The 23,090-nt window shown below is 47.6% G+C and carries 15 protein-coding genes; 13 read left to right on the top strand and 2 right to left on the bottom strand.

From position 1 onward, the window contains the following. The first annotated feature begins 597 nt into the window (after positions 1 to 597). The 10 genes from P6910_RS10750 to P6910_RS10705 all read left to right on the top strand — a co-directional run bounded on the left by P6910_RS10750 (position 598) and on the right by P6910_RS10705 (position 14,982). Complete coding sequence (locus P6910_RS10750; protein ID WP_317146256.1) at positions 598 to 1,074, top strand: hypothetical protein; 477 nt, start codon at positions 598 to 600, stop codon at positions 1,072 to 1,074. Positions 1,075 to 2,138: 1,064 nt separating this feature from the next. Beyond that, positions 2,139 to 2,885 carry a hypothetical protein gene (locus P6910_RS10745; protein WP_317146255.1) on the top strand — a complete coding sequence of 249 codons (747 nt, stop codon included), beginning with the start codon at positions 2,139 to 2,141 and terminating at the stop codon, positions 2,883 to 2,885. 367 nt (positions 2,886 to 3,252) lie between these two features. Continuing rightward, a complete protein-coding gene (locus P6910_RS10740) occupies positions 3,253 to 4,452 on the top strand; it encodes a hypothetical protein (RefSeq protein WP_317146254.1) in 1,200 nt (399 codons plus the stop codon). 423 nt (positions 4,453 to 4,875) lie between these two features. Beyond that, the gene (locus tag P6910_RS10735) at positions 4,876 to 5,976 is read left to right on the top strand and encodes a hypothetical protein (RefSeq protein ID WP_317146253.1); all 1,101 of its coding nucleotides are present in this window, start codon (positions 4,876 to 4,878) and stop codon (positions 5,974 to 5,976) included. A 466-nt stretch (positions 5,977 to 6,442) separates the two neighbouring features. Beyond that, positions 6,443 to 7,558: a hypothetical protein gene (locus P6910_RS10730; RefSeq protein ID WP_317146252.1), complete on the top strand. Its 1,116-nt coding sequence runs from the start codon at positions 6,443 to 6,445 to the stop codon at positions 7,556 to 7,558. Positions 7,559 to 7,631: 73 nt separating this feature from the next. Then, positions 7,632 to 8,918, top strand: coding sequence for a hypothetical protein (locus P6910_RS10725; protein ID WP_317146251.1), 1,287 nt, complete (start codon positions 7,632 to 7,634; stop codon positions 8,916 to 8,918). A gap of 548 nt (positions 8,919 to 9,466) precedes the next feature. Further along, the gene (locus P6910_RS10720) at positions 9,467 to 10,492 is read left to right on the top strand and encodes a hypothetical protein (protein WP_317146250.1); all 1,026 of its coding nucleotides are present in this window, start codon (positions 9,467 to 9,469) and stop codon (positions 10,490 to 10,492) included. Positions 10,493 to 10,968: 476 nt separating this feature from the next. Continuing rightward, on the top strand, positions 10,969 to 12,180 hold the full coding sequence (locus P6910_RS10715; RefSeq protein WP_317146249.1) for a hypothetical protein: 1,212 nt from the start codon (positions 10,969 to 10,971) through the stop codon (positions 12,178 to 12,180). Positions 12,181 to 12,319: 139 nt separating this feature from the next. Beyond that, positions 12,320 to 13,441, top strand: a complete 1,122-nt coding sequence (locus P6910_RS10710; protein WP_317146248.1) for a hypothetical protein — start codon at positions 12,320 to 12,322, stop codon at positions 13,439 to 13,441. 422 nt (positions 13,442 to 13,863) lie between these two features. Further along, positions 13,864 to 14,982 (top strand): hypothetical protein, encoded by a 1,119-nt coding sequence (locus P6910_RS10705; RefSeq protein ID WP_317146247.1) that lies wholly within the window; start codon positions 13,864 to 13,866, stop codon positions 14,980 to 14,982. Positions 14,983 to 15,021: 39 nt separating this feature from the next. Here P6910_RS10705 and P6910_RS10700 read toward each other — a convergent pair whose 3' ends face one another. Next, positions 15,022 to 17,382 (bottom strand): DNA polymerase II, encoded by a 2,361-nt coding sequence (locus P6910_RS10700; RefSeq protein WP_317146246.1) that lies wholly within the window; start codon positions 17,380 to 17,382, stop codon positions 15,022 to 15,024. 212 nt (positions 17,383 to 17,594) lie between these two features. On the opposite strand from P6910_RS10700, the gene hmgA reads away from it, so the two are divergent. The 3 genes from hmgA (at position 17,595) to maiA (ending at position 20,946) form a co-directional block, all read left to right on the top strand. Further along, positions 17,595 to 18,908, top strand: coding sequence for a homogentisate 1,2-dioxygenase (gene hmgA, locus P6910_RS10695; protein WP_317146245.1), 1,314 nt, complete (start codon positions 17,595 to 17,597; stop codon positions 18,906 to 18,908). 93 nt (positions 18,909 to 19,001) lie between these two features. Next, entirely contained in the window at positions 19,002 to 20,312 is a 1,311-nt protein-coding gene (gene fahA / locus P6910_RS10690) for a fumarylacetoacetase (protein ID WP_317146244.1), read from the top strand. Between the two features lie 4 nt (positions 20,313 to 20,316). Further along, complete coding sequence (gene maiA, locus P6910_RS10685; RefSeq protein WP_317146243.1) at positions 20,317 to 20,946, top strand: maleylacetoacetate isomerase; 630 nt, start codon at positions 20,317 to 20,319, stop codon at positions 20,944 to 20,946. 7 nt (positions 20,947 to 20,953) lie between these two features. On the opposite strand, the gene P6910_RS10680 is transcribed toward maiA, so the two are convergent. Next, the gene (locus P6910_RS10680; protein WP_317146242.1) at positions 20,954 to 22,813 is read right to left on the bottom strand and encodes a DUF3857 domain-containing protein; all 1,860 of its coding nucleotides are present in this window, start codon (positions 22,811 to 22,813) and stop codon (positions 20,954 to 20,956) included. Between the last annotated feature and the right edge of the window lie 277 nt (positions 22,814 to 23,090).

The raw sequence follows: 23,090 nt of genomic DNA, 5'->3' as shown, positions 1-23,090 counted from the left end.
TTTTCTTTGCTTGAGCAACTCAGCCTCATGCCAATGAATGGAGAAAATGACATTGCTGTACTATAAATTCTTCTGAAAAACAGAAGTGGCCAAAAGCTGGCGCATTACAGGCTCTAGTGCATAAGTACTCAACCATACGAAATCATATTTTCTGACTCATTGTTCAGGCACTCGCGGCAACTGCTCCTGCGTTGCTCTAGCAGCCTGTCGGATTTAGGCGTCCGTAGCGAGGATTGCAAGAAATTGAGGATAAAAATCTCTGTTTCTGAGGAGAATAGCGAGCTATTTGACGAAGAAACAGGGATTTTTAGACCAATTTATTGCAACCGCACGACTGCATGGATGCAGGAGCTAGAGCAACGCAGGAGCAGTTGCCGCGTAGGACAGTCTTAAGTCCGACAGGCTGCTAGCTCCTGCATCCATGCAGTCGTGCTGCGTTGCAACTGAAAGGTAAGCCAAACCAGGGGACATATAAAGCATCTGTCACCCATGAACCTTACGCTGAATGTAATAAGTAACTGTGTACTCCCGATAGGTGGGGTCAGGCTGCTATTTTGCTCATATCAAAATCGGCTACCCGAATTAAGGGCGTAAATAATGAAAGCATTCGGTAAATCACTACCACTGTTTTTGTGCTTGCAACTTTTATGTTCAATCGCCCATTCAGGCATATCAAAACAAGAACAATTTAACTTATTCAGCCACCACAGCAATACATCGTTAGTTGAAGACAGACTGAAACTGGCAACCAGCAGTTCCGGGCTGGTGATTTCCACCGTGATCAATTATGGATTCTGGTACGGCATCTGCAGATCACCCGAAGTGATCTCTGCCCTTGCGGGTCGCTCTGATCTGTCAGGCACAGAGCAAAATGAGCGACTGGAGTTCAAATCTTCCTTTTGCAATCAACTCGCAGCCGTTGTCACTTCCACTGAGATTGCATTAGCAGGACACGTATCGCTCTGGCCGCCAGAGACGCCCTGGTGGCAGCCGCTGCGGTTTGTAGGAACAGCATACGCCGGTTATCAAGGGCAGTTTATGACAAGATGGTCACCGGGGGAGCTGGCGTTATAGAAGCAGCCCTTGCTTACCAGATGTCCTCCCTGTTTATGGAGAAAGTATTAGCAATAGGCTATTTTTCAGCACATAATTCCAGCGCTGTTGAATCCGTCGAGGCAGAAGCAGAGGCCTCAGCCGGAACTGGAGCCCTGGCAGCCTGTCGGACTTGAGACTGTCCTACGCGGCAACTGCTCCTGCGTTGCTCTAGCTCCTGCATCCATGCAGTCGTGCGGTTGCGATAAATTGGTCTAAAAATTCCTGCTCCCTCGTCAAATAGCTCGCTATTCTCCTCGGAATCAGAAATTTTTATCCTCAATTTCTCGCAATCCTCGCTACGGACGCTCAAGTCCGACAGGCTGCTAGCTGGATCAATAGCCACAGGCATAGCCGGGTTCGTATGTGTTGTGTTGTCATCAGATGTATTCTCGTCCCTGATCACATTTGCCAAGCTGACCTTATCTGTGCCCAAGTTTGAACCCATAGTCAGAGTTCCGGTTACAGCTGGAATTATAACCGGAACCGTGTTAACGAATCTTCTGTTCTTAGAAAGATTGACTCTGGACTCAAACCATTTAAGGAGAAACGTCGCTATTACCTTGTCTCCTGCATTGGGAATCGCTCTGGTGAATGGTTTTTCAAAAAATGTTATTTATGGTTACTCGCTTGAAGAAAGTTTCACAGAAACTGTCCGAAACCAATGGCAGAAATTTCACGCTCCTTTGCGTTATCTGTGCATCTTGTTTAACTGACAGATAGGTGATGCCTCCAGACAATAAATGGCGAAAGATCCATTATTGTACTATGTATTCCCGTTGAATTAGCAAAGCCCATAGTGCTGAGAGCGCATGACAGGTTCCTGCATGTGCCAAACGGGTTTCTTAACTGGAAAGTTCAGCCAAAGGAGGGCGAATATAGAGCATCTGCTACCTATAAACCTTATACCGGATGTAATTAAAGAAACAGGATGCTTCTGGTAGATAAGGTTTGACTGGTCGTTTGCTAATAACAAATCACTCACACTTAATAAGGACATAAACATTCAATCGTTCCAGATTTAATCCGAAAAGGCCTGCAGTATCATGAGAAGATTATCGCCCCCACCCTGTCAAAAGCATCGACCAGACCCGTTATCCGCCATGCTGTTTCTGATATTGGCAGGCACCTTTTCTCTTCAGACGCTGGCAGCACCGACCAACCCGGAAGACAGTCTCGTTGTCATTAACAATGCCCGGTCTGCCACTGGCTTTTGTCTGGGCGTATTAACTGGAGAGAAAGAGGTCACGACCACAGCGCCCTGCGCACAGGGCGGTGGGTTTGGCAGCTACGCCATCTACAGCAGCCTGGAAGACCTCAGTCATTGGCAAGGCGCTATCCAGCCTGACTGGCCCTCAAGAAGAAACAGACAGGAAGCGGCTGATGAAAACCAGATTGTAAAAATCACTTTGGAACAGCACCCGGAAAATAAAAGCATTGCCAAACTCTCCAAACTGGCACACCCAATCAAGACAACACCTCACTGGCAGTGTCTTGCCCTGGCCGGGGACTGGGACGATACCCGCTGGCGATGGCAAATGCGTTCGGTCACACCTGTGAATACCAGCCCGGACATCTATCCAGAGATCTACGTAGCGCCTGTAAGCAATCATCTGACCAAAAATATGGAAGGCTGGTACGTTCATAACACGGTGGCAATATTTGATCAGGAGGGTGCCCTGGTGGGCTTTTCCTATTGCCCCTCAGCCGCCTACAGCACTTCTTCAGATAAGTTCAGGATATACTCGATTGACTATCAATCAGGGCAATATAGAACCCATCAGGACCTCTGAAGCTATATCTTACGCAGGGAAGTGTTTGAGCTGCTCTGAACGCTTCGCAAAGTTATAGGCCAGCCGACTTTTTTTCTTTGCTTGAGCAACTCAACCTCATACCAATGAATGAAGAAAATGGTATTGCTGTACTATAAATTCTTCTGAAAAACAGAGGTAGCCAAAAGCTGACGCATTAAAGGCCCTGGTGCATAACGATCAGATTTTTGCAACTGAAAGTAAGCCAAATGAGGGGACATATAAGGCATCTCTCACCCATGAACCTTATGGTGGATGTAATCAAAGCAACTGTGTACTCCCGATAGGCTGGGTTAAGCTGGTAGTTTGCTTATATCTGAATCGGTTACCCGAATTAAAGGCATAGGTAATGAAAGCATCCCGTACATCACTACCACTGTTCTTGTGCCTGCAATTTTTATGTTCAATCGCCCATTCAGGCCTATCAAAACAAGAAGAAGTTAACTTATTGAGCCACTACAGCAATACATCGTTAGCTGAAGATGGCCTGAAACTGGCAACCAGCAGTTCCGGGCTGGTGATTTCCACCGTGATCAATTATGGATTCTGGTACGGCATCTGCAGATCACCCGAAGTGATCTCTGCCCTTGCGGGTCGCTCCGATCTGTCAGGCACAGAGCAAAATGAGCAACTGGAGTTCAAATCTTCCTTTTGCAATCAACTCGCAGCCGTTGTCACTTCCACTGAGATTGCATTAGCAGGACACGTATCGCTCTGGCCGCCTGAGACACCCTGGTGGCAGCCGCTGCGGTTTGTAGCAACAGCATACAGTGGTTATCTGGCGTACACTGACCAGGATCCATATTACAGGCCCACAACGACTGCGGCTTACTTAACCCATGAGGTAATGGCAAGAACGGTAGCCGCAGTTTATACTGCACGTGCTTTAAGGTATCAGGATAGAGGCGAAATCGAACCTTTAGATTATGCCCGTAGTGAATATTCCTTCTTGTCAGCAATGGCATGCACGATGGTCGGGACAGCAGCTTATAACAAAATGGTCAGCAGAGGAGCTACAACTTTAGATGCAGTCTCTGCATACCTGATATCGGCTTTATTGATAGAGCAAGTATTAGCAATAGGCTCTTCTTCAGCACATAATTCAGGCGCTGTTGATTCAGTCGAGGCAGAAGCAAAAGTCTTAGCCGGAATGGGAGCCATAACGGGTTCACTGGCCACAGGCTTAACCGGAGTCGCAATTGTTGGGTTGTCATCAGATGTGTACGCGTCTCTAATCACATTCGCCAAGCTGTTCATATCTATGTCCAAGTTTCAATTCATAGCCAGAAATGCTGTGTTTCCCGGAATCATAGCCGGAACAGGATTCAAGCAGCTTCTGGTGATGCAAAGCTTCGTTCTGGACTCAAACCATTTATGGAGAAACATCGCTGTTACCATATCTCCTGCATTGGGAATCGCTCTGATGAATGGTTTTTCAAAGAATATTCTTTATGGTTACACGCTTGAAGAAAGTTTGACAGAAACTATCCGAATCCAATGGCAGAAATTTCATGCTCCTTTGCGTTATCTGTACACCTTGTTTAACTGACAGATAGCTGATGCGAAAGACTATCAATGGGTATTGGCAGAACAGTCAATTCCTGACAATAAATGGCGAAAGATCCATTATTGTACTATATATCTTGGCTAAATTAGTAAAGCCCATAGTGCTGAGAGCCCATGACAGGTTCCTGCATGTGCCAAACAGGTTTCTTAACTGGAAAGTTCAGCCAAAGGAGGGCGAATATAAAGCATCTGCCACTTATAAACCTTATACCGGATGTAATTAAAGAAGCAGTATGCTTCTGGTATTTAAGGTTTGACTGGTCATTTGCTAATAACAAATCAGTCACACTTAATAAGGACATAAACAATGAAAACAACCATTAAACGCATATCGCTATGCTCATGCTTATTATTTATAAGTTCAGCCGCTCATTCAGACGTATCGAAAGAAGAACAATTCAACTTATTGAGCCACTACAATAACGCATCTTTAGTTGAAGACGGTCTGAAACTGGTAACCAGCGGTTCCGCGCTGGCAGTTTCTACCGCGATCAATTATGGATTCTGGTACGGCATCTGCAGATCACCTGAGGTGGTAATTGCCCTTGCGGGTCGCTTTGACCTGTCAGGCCCACAAGAAAATGAGTTACGAGAGATCAGATCATCTTTTTGTTCTCAACTCGCAGCGGTCATCACCTCTGCTGAGGTTGCTTTAGCCGGACACATATCGCCCTGGCCCGTTGAGCCGCCCTGGTGGCGGCCAATGCGATTTGCAGGAACAGCATACAGTGTTTATAAAGCAGGCACTGACGAGGCACCTCATCTTGCGGCCATAACAATTTTCAGACACTTTACCAAAGAGCTAATAGCAAGAACATTTGCCGGAGCCCTTGCTATCCGGGGTTTAAGGTCCCAGAGCAATGTTACAATCCAATCTTTGGATTATGCCCGTGGTGAATATACCATGTTGTCATCAATGGCTGCCATGGTCGTTGGCAGGATAGCCTATGAGAAGGCGATCGACAGAGGTTTTACACCTGCAAAAGCAGTCTTTGCTTACTTGTTGTCTTCTACATTGGCAGAGCGAATGTCATCATTAAGCTCTTTTTCAGCGTATAATTCAGACGTTGGTGATAGAAACGATACAGGAGCAGCAGCCTTAGCCGGAGCCGGGGCCCTTGCTGGGTCAGTGGCCACAGCCGCAATCGCAACTGAATACGTTTCGCACAGGTCAAATCTATTCTTGACTGGAACCGCAGTTAGCACCTTCACTTTCTCTTTACCTAATGCTGGATACAGAGTCTTTATAAGCGCCGGAGCCGGAAGCTTCGTAGGGACCATTTTCGAGCGGTTTCTTCGGACACAAGGCCAGGAACTGGACTCAAGGCATTTACCGAGATACGCCGCTGTTATCCTGGCACCTGCACTGTCAATCGCTCTGATTAATGGCCTGTCAAACCATGCAATTTATGGCTACCCACTTGAAGAAAGTTTATCCGAAACAGCCCGTAGCCAATTGCAGAAATTTTATGCTCCCCTGGATTATTTGCACACCTTTTTTAATTAACAGGTAGTCGAAGCGAGAGACATTCAATGGTTAAAATTATTGGCAACAACTTTGCGAACCTGTTTAAAAAACAGCAAAGTGTAAAAAGATTTAACAGGAGTGAGCAGGTTCTGAACCTGCTAGAGTTGCTTTGAATGCTTCGGGAAGCAGCTGGTTGGCTTTAACTTTTCTCTTTACATAACGAACCAACAAAAACGCTCACCCGCTGTTATTAATATTACTGTCTAAAGAGCGGTGTATACATAGCATCTGTCGCCCTTGAATCTCATAACAAATGCTATAAAAGAAGCAGATTAATTCTGACAATTAAGCTTTGACTGGTCATTTGCTTATAACAAATCAGTTACTCCAATTAAGGACTTCAATAATGACGACATTCGGTAAACTAACAACACTCTTCTCGTGCTTATTATTTTTATGTTCAGTCGCTCATTCAGGCAGATCAAAAGAAGAACAATTTAACTTGTTGAGCCACTACAATAATGCATCGTTAGTTGAAGATAGCCTGGAACTGATAACCAGCAGTTCCGGGCTCGCAGTTTCTACTGTCATCAATTATGGATTCTGGTACAGCATCTGCAAATCAACCGAGCTGATATCTACCCTTACGGGTCGCTTTGGCCTGTCAGGCTCTGACGAAAATGAGTTACAGCAGGTCAGATCATCTTTTTGTAACCAGCTTGCAGCCATTATCACCTCCACTGAGGTTGCCTTAGCCGGGCACATATCGCCCTGGCCCCTTGAGCTGCCATGGTGGCAGCCACTGCGGTTTGTAGGAACAGCATACGTTGGTTATCAGTCATATACACACAACAACCCTAATCATGCCACCATTGAGACTGCTGCCTATTTTTCCCATGCGGTAGTGGCAAGAACCTTAGCCGGAGCGCTTACCATCCGAACTCTGAGGCATCAGGACATAAGCACAATCCAACCGCTAAATTTTGCCCGTATTGAATATAAAATGTTGTCATCAATCGCTGGCATGATGATCGGGGCAATAGTCTACGAAAAGATGCTCGACAGAGGTTTGACACCTGTGAAAGCAGCCTTCGCTTACATGATATCTGCTTCATTGACGAAGACAATATCAGCCATAAGTTCTCTTTTAATAGTTAACTCAGACAGTGGTCATGCGCTTGTGGAAGAAGCAGGAGCCGTGATTGCGGCCGGAACCGGAGCCATTGCGGGATCAATGGCTGTAGCCTCAAGCGGAGCTGTGGCTACTTGGCACAGATCAGATCTCTTCTTGAACATAGCCGCAATTCTTACCATGGCCTTAGCGATACCTGAAGTTGGACACATAGACGGATTGATCGGACTTAAAGCCGAAGTCGGAATGACAGTCGGACTCGTACTCTTGCAATTTCTATTGCAACAAAGGCGGGAACTGGACTCAAGGCATTTAATGAGAAACGTCGCTGTTACCCTGGCTCCTGCATTAACTCTCGCTTTGATCAATGGCGTTTCAAACCATGCTGTTTATGGTTACTCACTGGCAGAAAGCTTCACCGAAACAGCCCGCAACCAATGGCAGAAATTTTATGACCCTTTGGATTATTTGCACATATTGTTTCACTGATAGAGCTGATTCTTACACTAGGGTTTGACTGATTCTAGTCAAGAATCAGTTCCTCTAATTCAGGATATGAGTGATGAAAACATCCGGTAAAGTTATAGTGCTTCTGTCGCACTTTTTATTTATATGCACAGCCGCTCATTCAGGTCTATCAAAAGAAGAGCAATTACACTCATTCAACCACTACAATAATGCATCGTTAGTTGAAGATGGTCTGAAATTGGTTAGTAGTAGTTCCGGGCTGGTAATTTCCACCGCGATCAGTTATGGATTCTGGTACGGCCTCTGCAAATCAATCGGGGTGGTATCTGCCCTTGCAGGTGGCTCTGGCCTGTCAGTCACAGAAGAGAATCAGTTACAGGAGGTCAAATCATCTTTTTGTAATCAACTCGCAGCCGTTATCACCTCCACTGAGGTTGCTTTGGCCGGACAACTATCGACCTGGCCTCTTCAGCAGCACTGGTGGAAGCCACTGCGATTTGTAGGAACAGGATTCGCTGGTTTCAAAGCGTACACTACCGACGATTCTTATTTTACACCCATAACGGCAATCGCTTACTTTACCCATGAGTTAGCGGCAAGGACGGCAGCGGGAGCTCATACTATAAAGGCTTTAAGGTCTCATGACACAGGTTCAATCCAACCTGAAGATTTTGTGTCCAGTGAATATGACACGTTGAAATCAATGGCTGGCTTGATAGTCGGGTCAGTAGCCTATAGAAAGACGCTTAAAAGAGGTTATTCAGCTTTAGAAGGAATCTTGGCTTACCTGTTGTCTGCTTTATTGACAAAATCAATATTAACAGGCTTTTTTTTAGCATCTCATTCAGACGGTGTTCATGCAGTCGAGGTAGAAGCAGAAGCAAAAACCTTAGCCGGAGCAGGAGCCTTAGCCGAAGCTCTGGCCGTTGCCCTCGGAGCCGCAGCCTTAGTTGGATCAATAGTCATATCCGTAGCAGCAGTCAGAGACGAAGACAGAGCTATCGGAGCCATAGCCAGCGGGAGCTTTGATCCAGTCTTGTTCATAGCCACAGTTGGCACCCTGGCCTCCTGCTCTCTTGCTGAAGTTGAATCTTTATCCGGAGTTAAAAGTGAGGTCCTGTCTGGAGCTTTGTGCGGAATGGCAGTTGGAGCCGGAGTCATGATACTTCTGATGAAACAAAACTCAAACCTGGACTCAAACCATTTATCGAGAAACATCGCTCTTACCCTGGCTCCTGCATTGGCTCTCGCTCTGATCCATGGCGTTTCAAACAATGCTGTTTCTGGTTACTCACTTGAAGAAAGTTTCACCGAAACGGCCCACAGCCAATGGAAGAAATTTCATGCGCCCTTGGATTATTTGTACACCTTGTTTCATTGACAGAGTGAAGTCAATCGCACCCTCTTTGTCATACCTTTTACAATCAGCAAGCTGAATTGGACATTTCATTTCCTGAATATCGTTTAAGCCAGTGAAAACCAATGCTTTCTCCTGCTCTTCCACATAACATGTCTCTGTCGTTTTGCCAATAAAACAAGGCTGAGCCATATTGGCTTCCGAATGGATTTACCGAGTAGGCGTAAAGCTCCGTACTTTTAGAGGGTGTCGCAAAACTCCAACAACTCGTTCTCACGCGGGTGTCTGCCAATGGTTGGCGAAAACTCCATTGCTGTTCTATAAATGAGACCTTCTGAGAGCAAAAGATGCTTGTAACAAATCAGCCACCCTGATTGTGGACACGAAGAATGAAAACATCCGGTAAACTAATACCATTATTCTCGTGCTTATTATTTTTATGTTCAGTCGCTCACTCAAGCTTAACAAGAGAAGAGCAATTTAACTTATTAAGCCACTACAATAATAATGCATCCTTAGTTGAAGACAGCCTGAAACTGGTCAGTAGTGGTTCCAGGCTGGCCGTTTCCACCATGATCAATTACGGATTCTGGTACGGCCTCTGCAGATCACCCGAGCTGGTCTCTGCCCTTGCGGGTCGCTCTGATCCGTCTGGCACAGAGCAAAATGAGCTGCAAGAAATTAAATCACTTTTTTGTTATCAACTCGCGGCCGTTATCACTTCCATTGAGGTTGCATTAGCCGGACGCGTATCGGCCTGGCCCCTTGAGCTGCATTGGTGGCAGCCGCTGCGATTTCCGGGAACTGCATACGTTGGTTATAAAACATACACTACCTGCAATCCTCCTTTTCTTATACCCGTGGTCACTGCGGCATACTTCACCCATGAGGTCGTTGCAAGAACGGTAGCCGGAACCTTTGCCATCCAGGCTTTAAGGCAGCAAGACAGAGGCACGACCCAAACTTTGGATTATCTCCGTAGTGAATATACTATGTTGTCATCCATGGCGGGTCTGATGGTCGGGGCAGTAGTCTACGACACTATGCTCGCCGGAGGTTTTACAACGGCACAAGCGATCAGTGCTTACCTGATATCGTCTGTATTGACAGAGAGAATATTTACAAGAAGTTCTTTTTCAACACTTAATTCAGGCGATACTGATAGAGTCGAGGCAGGAGCAGAAGTCCTGGCCGGAGCCGGAGCCATAGCTGGATCATTAGCCGCAGCCACAGCCGCAGCCCTAATGATGTCTGCTGAGCACTCAGATTTAGTCTTCAGAGGAACCACATTTGTCACTCTGGTCATAGCCGTCCCCACAGTTATGCTGGAAGTCTGTTTTGGAGCCTTCGTCGGATTGCTAGCCGGGACACAAGTCATTGGAATTCTGATGCTGCAACACTCAAAACTGGACTCAAAACATTTATTGAAAAACATCGCTCACACTCTGGGTCCGGCACTGGCAATCGCTGCGATCAATGGTTTTTCAAACCATCGTGTTTATGGTTACTCACTTGAAGAAAGTTTCACCGAAACAGTCCGTAAACAATGGCAGAAGTTTCATGCTCCTTTGGATTATTTGTACACCTTGTTTAATTAACAAATGATTAGGTTAGATGCGAGAGACAGCTAACCAGGAACCTGACCGAGAATAGACTGCCCTGCACGGCAACTGCTCCTGCGTTGCTCTAACTCCTGCATCCATGCAGTCGTGCGGCAACTGCTCCTGCGTTGCTCTAACTCCTGCATCCATGCAGTCGTGCGGCAACTGCTCCTGCGTTGCTCTAACTCCTGCATCCATGCAGTCGTGCGGCAACTGCTCCTGCGTTGCTCTAACTCCTGCATCCATGCAGTCGTACGGCGGCAGCACAATGAAAGGTCGGATACTTCAGCTTCCTGTGTATGCTGATCGAGCTTTCGTAACTGCAAAGACCAACCAAAGGAGAGCGTATATTAAGCATCTGTCACCCATGAACCTGATACTGGATGCTATAAAAGAAGCAGGTTAATTCTGGTAGTTAAGGTTTGACTGGTCATTTGCTTACAACAAACCAGTTACCCTGATTGAGGACTTCAATGATGAAGACATCCGGTAAAGTAAGAGCGCTGCTCCCGTGCTTGTTATTTTTATGTTCAGCCGCTCATTCAGGCATATCAAAAGAAGGACAACTTAAATTACTGAGCCACTACAGTAATGCATCGTTAGTTGAAGACAGCCTGAAACTGGCAACCAGCAGTTCCGGGCTGGCCATTTCCACCGTGATCAATTATGGGTTCTGGTACGGCATCTGCAAATCACCCGAGGTGGTCTCTGCCCTTGCGGGTCGCTTTGATCTGTCAGGCACAGAGCAAAATGAGCTACGGGAGGTCAAATCATCTTTCTGTAATCAACTCGCAGCCGTTATCACCTCCACTGAGGTTGCATTAGCAGGACACTTATCGCTCTGGCCCCTTGAGCTGCCCTGGTGGCAGCCACTGCGATTTGTAGGAACAGCATACAGTGTTTATGATGTATACACTAACTTCGATCCTGATCTTATACCCATAACGACTGCGGCTTACTTTACCGGTGAGGTAGTGGCAAGAACGGTAGCCGGAGCCACTGCTGTCACGGGTTTAAGGCATCAGAATAAAAGTGCAATCCAACCTTTAGACTATACCTGCACTGAATATAATATGATGTCATTAATCGCTGGCATGATGGTCGGAACAATAGTCTATGAGAAGATGATCGCCAGAGAGTTCTCGTCGGTAAAAGCATCTTTTGGTTACGTTATATCCGCCGCATTGACGGACGGAATATCAGCAATAAGCTCTCTCTCAAGACATCGTTCAGACTGCATTTTTAGAGTTGGGACAGTAACGGCAGCAGAAGTCTTAGCCGGAACCGGAGCCATAGCTGGAGCATGGGCCACAGCCATAGTCGGAGCCGGAACAGTTGCGCTGTCATCACCCAGTGAACTCTCGGGCATAATCGCAGCTTTCACCCTGTTTTTGACTGCTCCTCCTATTGGACTATGGGGGGTCGCTGGAATGAATACCGGAGCGATAGTCGGAGCCGGAGTTATGGTCCTTCTGAAGCAACAATGCTTAAGACTGGACTCAAACCATTTATTGAATAACGTTGCTCTTTCCCTGGCTCCTGCATTGGCTCTCGCCCTGATCAATAGCATTTCAAACTATGCTGTTTATGGTTACTCACTTGAGGACAGTTTGTCCGAAACAACCCGTAAACAATGGCAGAAGTTTCATGCTCCTTTGGATTATTTGTACACCTTGTTTCAATGACAGAGAGTTTATAAGTTCTTTCACCCTCTCAGCATGGCAGAACGCCGTACACAGGACACTAATCACGCTTTTCTCATGCTTGCTATTCATAGGCTCAGACGCTCATTCAAGCGTATCGAAAGAAAAGCAATTTAATTTATTGGACCACTACAATAATGCATCATTAGCCGAAGACAGTCTGAAACTGGTCAGGAGTGGTACCGTGTTGGCCTTTTCCACAGTGATCAACTACGGATTATGGTACGGCATCTTCTGCAAATCACCTGAGCTGGTCTCTTCCCTTGCGGGTCGTCGCTCTGGCCCGGATGGCCGAGAGCGAAATGAGTTCCAGGAATTGAAATCTTCTTATTGTCATCAACTCGCAGCCGTCATCACCTCCACTGAGGTTGCATTAGCAGGACAGCTATCACTTTGGCCCCTTAAGCGGCCCTGGTGGCGGCCACTGCGATTTGTTGGAACCGCATACATTGGTTATTTAGCATACACAAAATGCGACCCTGGTTTTATACCCATAATGACTGCGACTTACTTTACCCATGAAATAGTGGCGAGAACGGTAGCCGGAGCTCTGACCACACTGGCTTTAAGGACTCGTGACAGACCTTCAATCCAACCTGAAAATTATACCTGCAGTGAATATGCCGTAGTCAAATCAATCACATGCGTGATGTTTGGAGCAATGTTTTATCGCCAGTTTCTCGCCGCAGGCTCTTCAACGGGTAAAGCCATCTCTGCTTATCTTGCGTTTGCTGCATTGATAGAGTTATTACTACCCGTAAGCCATTTTTCAGCATCTCATTCAGGCAGTGCCCATGCTGTTGGGCTGAAAGCAGGGGCAGAAACCTTAGCCAGCGCCTTGGCTGGATCAATAGCCGGAGCCTTAAACGGAGCCTTCTATGTTGGGTTCTTTGACTTGGCATTGTCCACAGCCGTTGTGGGTTATATGGCCTTCTCACTCAGTAAAACTGAATTTTTATCTGGAGTTGAAGACGAAGTCCTGCTTGGAACTATGGCCGGAGCTGGAACCGGACTCACAGTCCTGATCATTCTGTTTAAACAAAGCTTAGAGCTGGACTCAAACCATTTATTGAGAAATATTGCTATTACCCTGGGTCCTGCACTGACAATCGTCCTGATCAACGGCATTTCAAACTATGCGGTTTACGGTTACTCACTTGAGGACACTTTGACCGAAACAACCCGTAACCAATGGAAGAAATTTCATGCTCCTTTGGATTATTTGTACACCTTGTTTAATTAACAAATGGTTAGGTTAGATGCGAGAGACAGCTAACCAGTTTCGTGAATCGCCAAACAATTACTGTTTCTGAGTAGCGAAAGTTCAGTTGCTGTACTATAAAATCTCCCGTAAACAATAAAAGGTCAGGCACTACCGCTTCCTGTATATACTGATCGAACTCTCATAACTGCAAAGACCAGCCAAAGGAGGGCGTATATTAAGCATCTGTCACCCTTGAACCTCATGCTGAATGCTATAAAAAAAACAGATTAATTCTGGCAGGAAAAATTTGACTGGTCATTTGCTTTATAACAAGTCAGTTACCCTGATTATGGATTTCAATAATGAAAATATCCGGTAAACTAACAGCGCTTTTCTCGTGCTTATTATTTTTATGCTCAGTCGCTCATTCAGGCCTATCAAAAGAAGAACAAGTTAAGTTATTGAGCCACTACAGTAATACATCGTTGGTTGAAGACAGCCTGAAGCTGGCAACCAGCAGCTCCGGCCTGGCCATTTCCACCGTGATCAATTATGGATTCTGGTACGGCATCTGCAAAACACCCGAGGTGGTCTCTGCCCTTGCAGGTCGCTTTGATCTGTCAGGCACAGAGCAAAAAGAGCTACAGGAGGTCAAATCATCTTTTTGTAATCAACTCGCAGCCGTTATCACATCCACCGAGGTCGCTTTAGCCGGGCACGCATCACCCTGGCCCCTTAAGCAACCCTGGTGGCAGACATTGCGATATGCTGGAACAGCCTACAGTGGTTATGCAGCATACACTAACCGCAATCCTTATCTTATACCCATAGTGACTGCGGGTTACTTTACCCATGAGGTAATGGCAAGAACGGTAGCCGGAGCCACTTCTATCCGGAGCTCAAGGTATCAGGACAGAAGCACAACTCAACCCCTGGATTATGCACAAAATGAATTTTCCATGTTGTCATCAATCGCTGGCATGATGGTCGGGTCGATAGTCTATGACATGATGATCGCCAGAGATGTCTCACACGTAAAAGCAATCTTTGCTTACATAATATCCCATGCATTGGTTGAGGGATTATCAACAATAAACCCTCTTTCAAAACACAACTCAAATGGTGTTGCCGGCGTTTGGACAGAAGCAGGAGCAGATGTCTTGGCTGGAACAGGAGTCGGAGCCTTAGCTGGATCATGGGCTACAGCCATATCCGGAGGCGTAAGGGCCGCGCACACATCAGACCTATCCTCGCGCGCCGCCTTCATAGTTTACACCGCGATTTTGATTTCTCCTTATACCAGAGGAAGGGACACCGCTGTTGGAATGGTGGGAGGATTGATGGCCGGAAACCTGGCCTTGGCTCTTCTCAGTCATCAACGCTCAGCACTGGACTCAAATCATTTATTGAAAAACGTTGCTCTTACTCTGGCTCCCGCATTGACTCTCGCTCTGATCAATGGCTTTTCAAACAATGCGGTTTATGGTTACTCACTTGAAGAAAGTTTCACCGAAACAGTCCGTAACCAGTGGAAGAAATTTCAAGCCCCTTTGGATTATTTGTATACCTTGTTTAACTGACAGACAATTGATGCGAGAGACGACCTATGGGTTGGACCGTCAGAACAGTCCCATCTGTTCGTCAATCAAGGTATTAAAATCGAGATTTATAAACGGAAGAACACCCTCTGCCACCGGCTTTAGCTGCTTGTCGATGTAATGTTGATAATCAATAGGGCTGGTGCGATATTCCAGCGGCTCAGGGCCGTTGACGGTCATCAGGTATTGAATCCAGCCTTTTCGCTGGTACTTTAGTGGTTTTCCCAGTGACTGATTGATCTCATCGGCTTTTCTGGCCGCCCTGACCTGGGGAGGAATGTTTTTAACGTAGTCCCTGAGATTACGCCGCAGTCGCTTTCGATACACCAGTTTGTCATCCCAGTCTCCGGCCAGCGTTTTCTGCACAGTCTCCCTGACCAGGTTTTCCGGAGATTGATCGTTAAACACCAACGTAAACAGTTCTGTTTGAAAATACTTTGCCAGTGCCGTCCAGTCAGAACGAACCGTTTCCAGCCCCTTGAATACCAGTTGCTGCCCGCTGGCAGTGGCTGTAATGCCGGCGTAGCGTTTTTTACTGCCGGTATCCGCTCCTCGAATGGTCGGCATCAGAAACCTTCGGTAACAGGTTTCAAACTCAAGCTCCAGCGCCGAGTCCAGTTGATAATCCTCTTTTAATTTGGCTGTCCAGCGGTCGTTAATCAGCCGCTCCAGTTCTTTCCCGGTGGACCTGGCCTGCTCATCGGAATAGTCTTCATTCAAGAGCACGAACGTAGAATCGGTATCGCCATAAATCACCTGATAGCCCTGCTCTTCTACCCAGCGGGCCGTCTGCTGCATGATTTCATGCCCTCGCAGGGTAATGGAGCTGGCCAGCCGGGTATCATAGAAACGACAGCCGCCTGAGCCCAGCACGCCATAAAAGGAATTCATAATAATCTTCAGCGCCTGGGAGCGGGCAGCATCCTTTTGCTTCTTGGCCTCATCCCGTTGAGCCCAGAAAGAAGCAATAATATCTGGAAGAAAATGCCGGTCGCGGGAGAACAGGCCGCCACGAAAACCGGGGATCGCCCCTTCCGGTTCCTGCAAACCTTCCACCAGTCCCAGTGGATCGATTTTGAAGGTTCTGATGATCGAAGGATAAAGGCTCTTGAAATCCAGAACGATGACATTGCGATAGAGTCCGGGTATGGAATCCATAACATACCCCCCCGGACTGGCCAGACCACCCCCTTCCGGTAAATTCGGAGCCACATAACCGGCCCTGTGCAAACGGGGCATATAAAGGTTGGTGAATGCCTGGACTGAGCCGCCCATACGATCAAGCTCCAGCCCGGTCAGATGACTTCGTAATCTCAGGTAATCAAGAATGTTGGTGTGTTGAAAAATCTCTTCAACCAGTCGGCAGTCCTGCAGATTGTAACGGGCCAGTTTTTCCTTGTTATGGTGAAAGTCATGATTAATGATAGCCATCCGGTTATCTACGTCTTCTGTCGCCTTACCTTTGCCCAGAAGCGTCTGTGCCACAAACTCCAGACTAAAGCTGTCAAACTGATAAGTGGCCGCCTTTAAAGCCTCAATGCCATCAATGACCATTCGACCCGGCAGGGTAATAAACCCCTGCCCACTATCACCTCTGCGACTTCTCCAGGTGGCTGCCTGTTGCCCCCTGCCCAGTTTCAACGACATGCCATGGCGTTCTGCCCGTTTAAGCAGCAGCCGAAAATCAAAATTAATGACATTCCAGCCAATCACTATGTCGGGGTCCAGAGTTCCGAGCGTCTCTTCAAGTGCCTCCAGAAGCGCTCTCTCATTAGCAACCCAATGTATCCAGTCAACCGGCTCCTGATCGCCCACCATGATGACCCGTTCAAAGTCCCCGGCTGAAAGTCCAATGGAGTAAAGTTCACCTCGCTCGGAACATTCAATATCCAGGGAGACCACCTTGAAGTCGGGATTAAACTCAGCAGGACGAATTCGCACCTTGTGGTATTCCTGATAGCCTGACTTCTGCACCAAATCACCAGTGAATGCCATGCCACCGTTTACAAAACGCTCCATCAGAAACCGGTCAGCCAGCCTGACATCGGCTTCCAGCAACTCTACGCCTCTGGTACGAAAATAATCATGCACCTGAAACGATTGGTTCACGTTTTGACTATAAAGGGCCGTGACTGGCTCATGACGAAAGTTCTTAAGAGACAGCGGCTTTGCCTCAATCGTTGGATAACTCCTGAAAAACTCACTCTGTAGCGGCTCAAACCCGGAGGAAACAACAAAACAGACGGGACGCTCCCCTTCAACCACCAACTTTGCAGGGCCGTCATCAGTGACGGCCCACAAAATAACTTCCGTCTGTCCTCTGCGGTCCTGGCTATGTCGGCTAAGAAGAAAGCCTTTTTGTACAGGCTGGGTATTTGGCAAGTCAGTTCTCAAACGTTGGTCTATCCGGTCAATCAGGTTCTGAGAGATATTAACATTGCCGCAATATCTCCGGGAGATTAAAAATCCAGAATCCGTATGGACAAACTCTCAGGACTGGCTAAAAATGGAAACAATTCAGGACCTCAACAAACAACTTTCACTCTTACCCGGAAATTAGGCTTGAAAATAAGAAAAACGATAGGTTCAGTTTGATGACATTACCTGACGATCTTGAATACCAGACGGGCTTTGGTAACGAACACGAATCAGAGGCATTACCCGGTGCCCTGCCCAAGGCCTGCTTCAACCCTCAGAAAGTGGCTTATGGTCTCTATTGTGAACAGTTTTCCTCCACGGCCTTCACGGCGCCCAAACACCAGAACCGCCGAACCTGGACCTATCGAATCCGCCCTTCTGTTGTGCAGGGAGACTTCCAGCCCTGGGATAACAGTCCCCTGCTGGAAACCGCTCCCCTGACAGACCTGCCGCCTGTGCCAAGTCCACTTCGTTGGGACCCGCTGCCCGCTCCACAACAACCCACTGATTTTATCAGCGGTCTGACCACTCTTGCGGCTAATGGTAAAGCCATTACACAGATCGGTAGTGCCATTCATCTTTACGCCGCTAACCAAAGCATGGAAAAGCGTTTTTTTTATAATGCCGATGGCGAGCTGCTGATTGTGCCCCAGTCAGGCGCTCTGATGATCTGTACCGAACTGGGTCGATTACAGGTCAGCCCGGGAGATATCGCCGTGATTCCGCGAGGTATGAAATTCAGGGTAGATCTTCTGGAGAGTCAGGCCAGCGGTTATCTTTGTGAAAACTATGGAGCCCCTCTGACACTGCCGGAACGCGGCCCGGCAGGCGCCAATGGCTTCGCCAATGACCGGGATTTCCAATACCCCGTTGCCTGGTATGAGGACAAAGAAGGTAACTTCGAACTGATCGCTAAATTTGCTGGTCAGCTTTATGCCTGTGAGCTCGATCACTCACCCCTGGATGTCGTTGCCTGGGTAGGAACTTCGGCACCCTATAAATACGAGCTGTCCCGTTTTAATGTCATCAATACGGTGAGTTACGACCATCCGGACCCCTCTATCTTTACGGTTCTGACCTCTCAGTCTCACTCACCCGGCGTAGCCAACCTGGATTTTGTCATCTTCCCTCCCCGCTGGATGGTGGCTGAAAACACCTTCCGGCCCCCCTGGTATCACCGAAATATTATGAGTGAGTTCATGGGTCTGATTCAGGGTGTTTACGACGCCAAGGAAAAAGGATTCGTACCCGGTGGCAGCAGTCTGCATAACTGTATGTCACCCCACGGCCCCGAAGCGGACGTATTCAGGAAAGCCAGCGAAGCGGAGCTGAAGCCCGTGCGTTATGAAAACACTCTGGCGTTCATGTTTGAATCCCGATATGTCTACGTACCCTCAAAGTTTGCCATGGAGAGCGACCTTCGACAAAAAGACTATCTTAAATGCTGGTCTGGCCTGAAGAAGCATTTTGATCCCAGTCAGAAGCCTTAAGTCAGACAGTCATTAACAAGAAAAATCACGCGTGCCAGATCAGGCTGTTTGCAGTTGCTGGTACCCTGTTTCTCAATGCATTCAGGATAACCAATGATTTCACTGAACGAGACCCATGACGTTAATCTAACCAGCTGGGTAATTTGTGCTAACAAATCTGATGCCGACTTTACCATTCAAAATTTGCCTTTTGCTGTTTTTCGCTCAGGCAGTGAGCCTTTCCGCTGTGGCGTAGCCATTGGCAACCAGATTCTGGACCTGAAGGCAACAGACGCCCTGAAGCCATTTGACGGCAAGGCAGCCGTGGCACTGACAGCCTGTGCTCAGGAAAATTTAACGCCCCTGATGGAGTTGGGTTTTGAATACTGGAGCGCTCTCAGGCTCAGCCTGTCCAGAGCACTGAGAACAGGGTCGGAACTGGAAAGCCAATTGAAGCCCTGTCTGATCACCATGAACAAAGCCGAATTTTCCCTGCCCTGCCAGATTCGGGATTACACCGACTTCTATTCCTCTATCTATCATGCCACAGCCGTCGGTTCGCTGTTCAGACCCGACAATCCTCTGCTACCCAACTATAAGTGGGTGCCCATTGGCTACCACGGCAGAGCCTCATCTATTGGGGTTTCAGGGCAAACTTTTCACCGTCCGATTGGTCAAACCAAAGCGCCGGATGCAGAACAACCTTCCTTTGGTCCCTGTAAACGACTGGACTATGAGCTTGAAATGGGCATTTTCATTGGTCAGGGCAACCCTTTGGGTGACCCTATTGTGCTGGATAAGACCGATCAACATGTATTTGGCCTGTGTCTTCTCAATGATTGGTCTGCACGAGATATTCAGGCCTGGGAATACCAGCCCCTGGGACCGTTTCTGGCGAAAAGCTTTGCCTCAACTATTTCGCCGTGGATTGTGACGCTGGAAGCACTGGCTCCATACCGAACCGGTTACCTTCGTCCTGCCGGTGATCCTCAACCTCTGCCTTATTTAAGCTCGGAAGAAAACACTGCTTTGGGCGCTCTGGATATTCAGCTGGAAGTCCTGCTGCAAACACTCGCCATGAAAGGTTCTCAACAAAGCATGGAAAAGCTGTCTCAATCCAGCTTCAAACATTCCTACTGGAGTGTGGCTCAGATGGTGACTCATCACGCCAGTAATGGTTGCAACCTGCAATCCGGCGATTTACTGGGAACGGGTACCCAGTCAGGCCCCAGGCCCGAGGAAGCAGGCTCTCTGCTGGAACTGACCCGGGGCGGTAAGGAGGCTCTGAACCTGACCAATGGTGAACAAAGAACGTTTCTGCAGGACGGAGATACCGTGGTCATGAGAGGCTGGTGCGAGAAAGAAGGCGCTGCCAGAATCGGCTTTGGTGAAGTCTCGGCCACTCTTCTGCCTGCAAAGGGATAACACAATGAAGCTATACAGCTACTTCCGATCTTCAGCGGCTTATCGGGTCAGGATCGCCCTGAACCTGAAAGGGGTGGATTACGAATTGGTTCCGGTTAACCTGTTGAAGTCAGAACAGACAAAGGATAAATATAAAAACATTCAACCCCAGGGACTGGTACCGGCACTGGAAGTCGGCAATAACAGACTGATTCAGTCCATGGCTATTCTGGAATGGCTTGAAGAAACCTGCCCGGACCCGGCCATTATTCCCGGTGATGCCTGGCAGAAAGCCCGGATTCGAAGTCTGGCCAATATCATCAGCTGTGATATCCACCCCCTGAATAATCTGAGAACACTAAAGTATCTGAAGTCAGAATTTACAATCAGCGACGAGCAAAAAAACCAATGGTACCAGCACTGGATAAAGACAGGCTTCGATGCCTGTGAGCAGCAATTGGGGGATGACCGTTTCTGTATCGGAGACACCCCTACCCTGGCCGACATCTGTCTGATACCTCAGGTCTACAATGCCTTGCGGTTTAAGGTGCCGTTGACGGATTATCCAAAAATCCAGAAAATCCACCAGCACTGTAATGAACTCAATGCGTTTATTGATGCCAGTCCAGAGCAACAGCCTGACAGCACCTTATGATTAAAACTCAGCGTCGCTTCAAAGCGATAACGGCACGGCGATCATTAATAGCCAGGTACGCCAACCGCTCGAATTCAGGGTATTCACCGGGTTGATAGAGGTTTTTCTTGATGACGATCTGCCGCTTCACAACCAGAGTGTCACCCTCCATTCTGTAATGACTGCTGTAAGTGCCGGCCTGGTTATCCACCTGCAAATTTTCCGGAAGCCGGGTGACTTTATAATTTTTGGGGAGTTTCATTCGGTGTTCCCATTGATAATGTCGGGGTCCGACCGTAAATGGGTACTTGCGCTCTCCATCCACCAGATAGGTTCTCAGAGCCAGCACATCCTGAAAATCCAGCCCTGGTGCAGTGGTGATAAACCCTACCTTGCCCAGTTCAAAAGCATAGGGACTGTGCCAATTACCCTTATAGGCGGGCTGTGTTGTCAGATCATAAGCAGACGCACCCTGAGAGATAGAGCCAAAACCGCCGATCAGGGTGTCCGCCAGAAGATTACCGGCCTTCCATTTACCGCTGCCACTGGATGCCAGCAGCTCGCGAATCTCTTCTCCGATGGTTCCAGTCCCGGTGACTTTACTCTCCCCTCTCAAAAATCCATTCCCGGACAGCAGCGACTGGTTTTTTACCCAATAACGGTTCTGATCCGCTTGCATGACGGGAAGAAATTGAGTTTCACCTTCAGGGCTGGCCAACACCACCCGCTTGCCCGAAAGGCTGTAATCCAGTAATCCGAATGGAGACAGGGGTGAAACAGGATTGAGCCAGGTGTTCATTTCAGGAATGTATAACAGCGCATGATTAAACTGCATGGAAGTCGGCACCGGCCAATCCTTATAGCTGTTATCCCAGCTGACCAATGCCGACTTTGACTCTATACCACGGGCTTTTAGCAATGCCTGCAACAACAGGGCCTGATCTTTGCAGTCGCCATAACCATGAAGAAGAATATCTTCCACCGGGTGAGGGACCAGCGTATCTTCAAGGTTGAAGCTCAGAGACAGGTAATTAATATTTTGGGCCACCCAGTTATAGATGAGTTCTGCCTCCTCCCGTGGATGCCTGGCTCCCCGGGTGATCTCTTTAGCCAGCTTATGGATTTCTTCACTGTCAGTCTGTCTGTTCAGGCTACTCTCGTAGTATATCTGGCCGATCTCTTCCCAGCTTTTCAGAGAGGTTATCGCAAACATCGGCAGTACATCATCCGGACTGACCATATTTGGCTCCATCTCCTGATAAGGGAAGTTTTCAAGGCTGACCGTCAACGCTTTACGCTTGCCTTTCCAGAGTTCTTTAACAGAGAAATTGCCTCTGCTCCCCCATTTCATGGGTACGTTTTCAGGCAGCAGAATGGTAGCAGCCAATTTCTTTTGTTCCAGTTCCAATTCGGGTTGCATCACCATATTAAAGCCCATGGGACTGTCCTTGTTCACCACATGCTCAAACTTCAGTTTCATGGTACTGCCTGGTGTCAACCGGGAGAAAATCACCACGACTTCCCTGGAACGCCGCTCCTGATCACGCCCTCCCAGGTCCTGTTCGTAAATATTATCGTTTTCAACAGGGAACACCTTACCATCCGGATGGGTAATCGAAGCTTCCAGAACCTTCAGGGATTCATTCTCGGAAAAATAACTGTAGTGGTATTCCTGCAACTCCTCTGCACCTGCAGGAGTCAACACCTGATACTCAAAGGTGACGATACGGGTGTAACTCAGATCGTCGTTAATATCAATATGATATTCCGACAACAGACTACGATAGTCCTGGACAGCTTCATCCGCCTGAACCAGACTCGAAATAACCAGCAACAAGAAAGACAGAGAAGCAGAACAAGCACGCATAAAATAACTCGAATCAGACATAACTCCCCCTATAACAATTAATGGAACTTTCTAGAAATTAATGAAACTCAGACATTAACTTAGACCGTCAATATATAAAAAAGTTCAGGACAGAGTGTTTTTTTTAAACACTGAAAGATATTCAAGCAAGCCAGGATTTTCGGTATCTGACTTCAGAGCAGTTCCAGAAACCTTATTGCATGCTGGCCACTTCGCAAAACTCCAACAACTCGTTCCCACGCTGGAGCATGGGAACCAGAGCTTTGCGACACCCTCTTACTCGTGTGGAACTTTTACC

The organism is Endozoicomonas sp. 8E (genome assembly GCF_032883915.1).
Taxonomy (GTDB): Bacteria; Pseudomonadota; Gammaproteobacteria; order Pseudomonadales; family Endozoicomonadaceae; genus Endozoicomonas_A.
The sequence above is the reverse complement of the archived record's forward strand: the minus strand, read 5'-3'. Positions and strand labels throughout refer to the sequence as shown.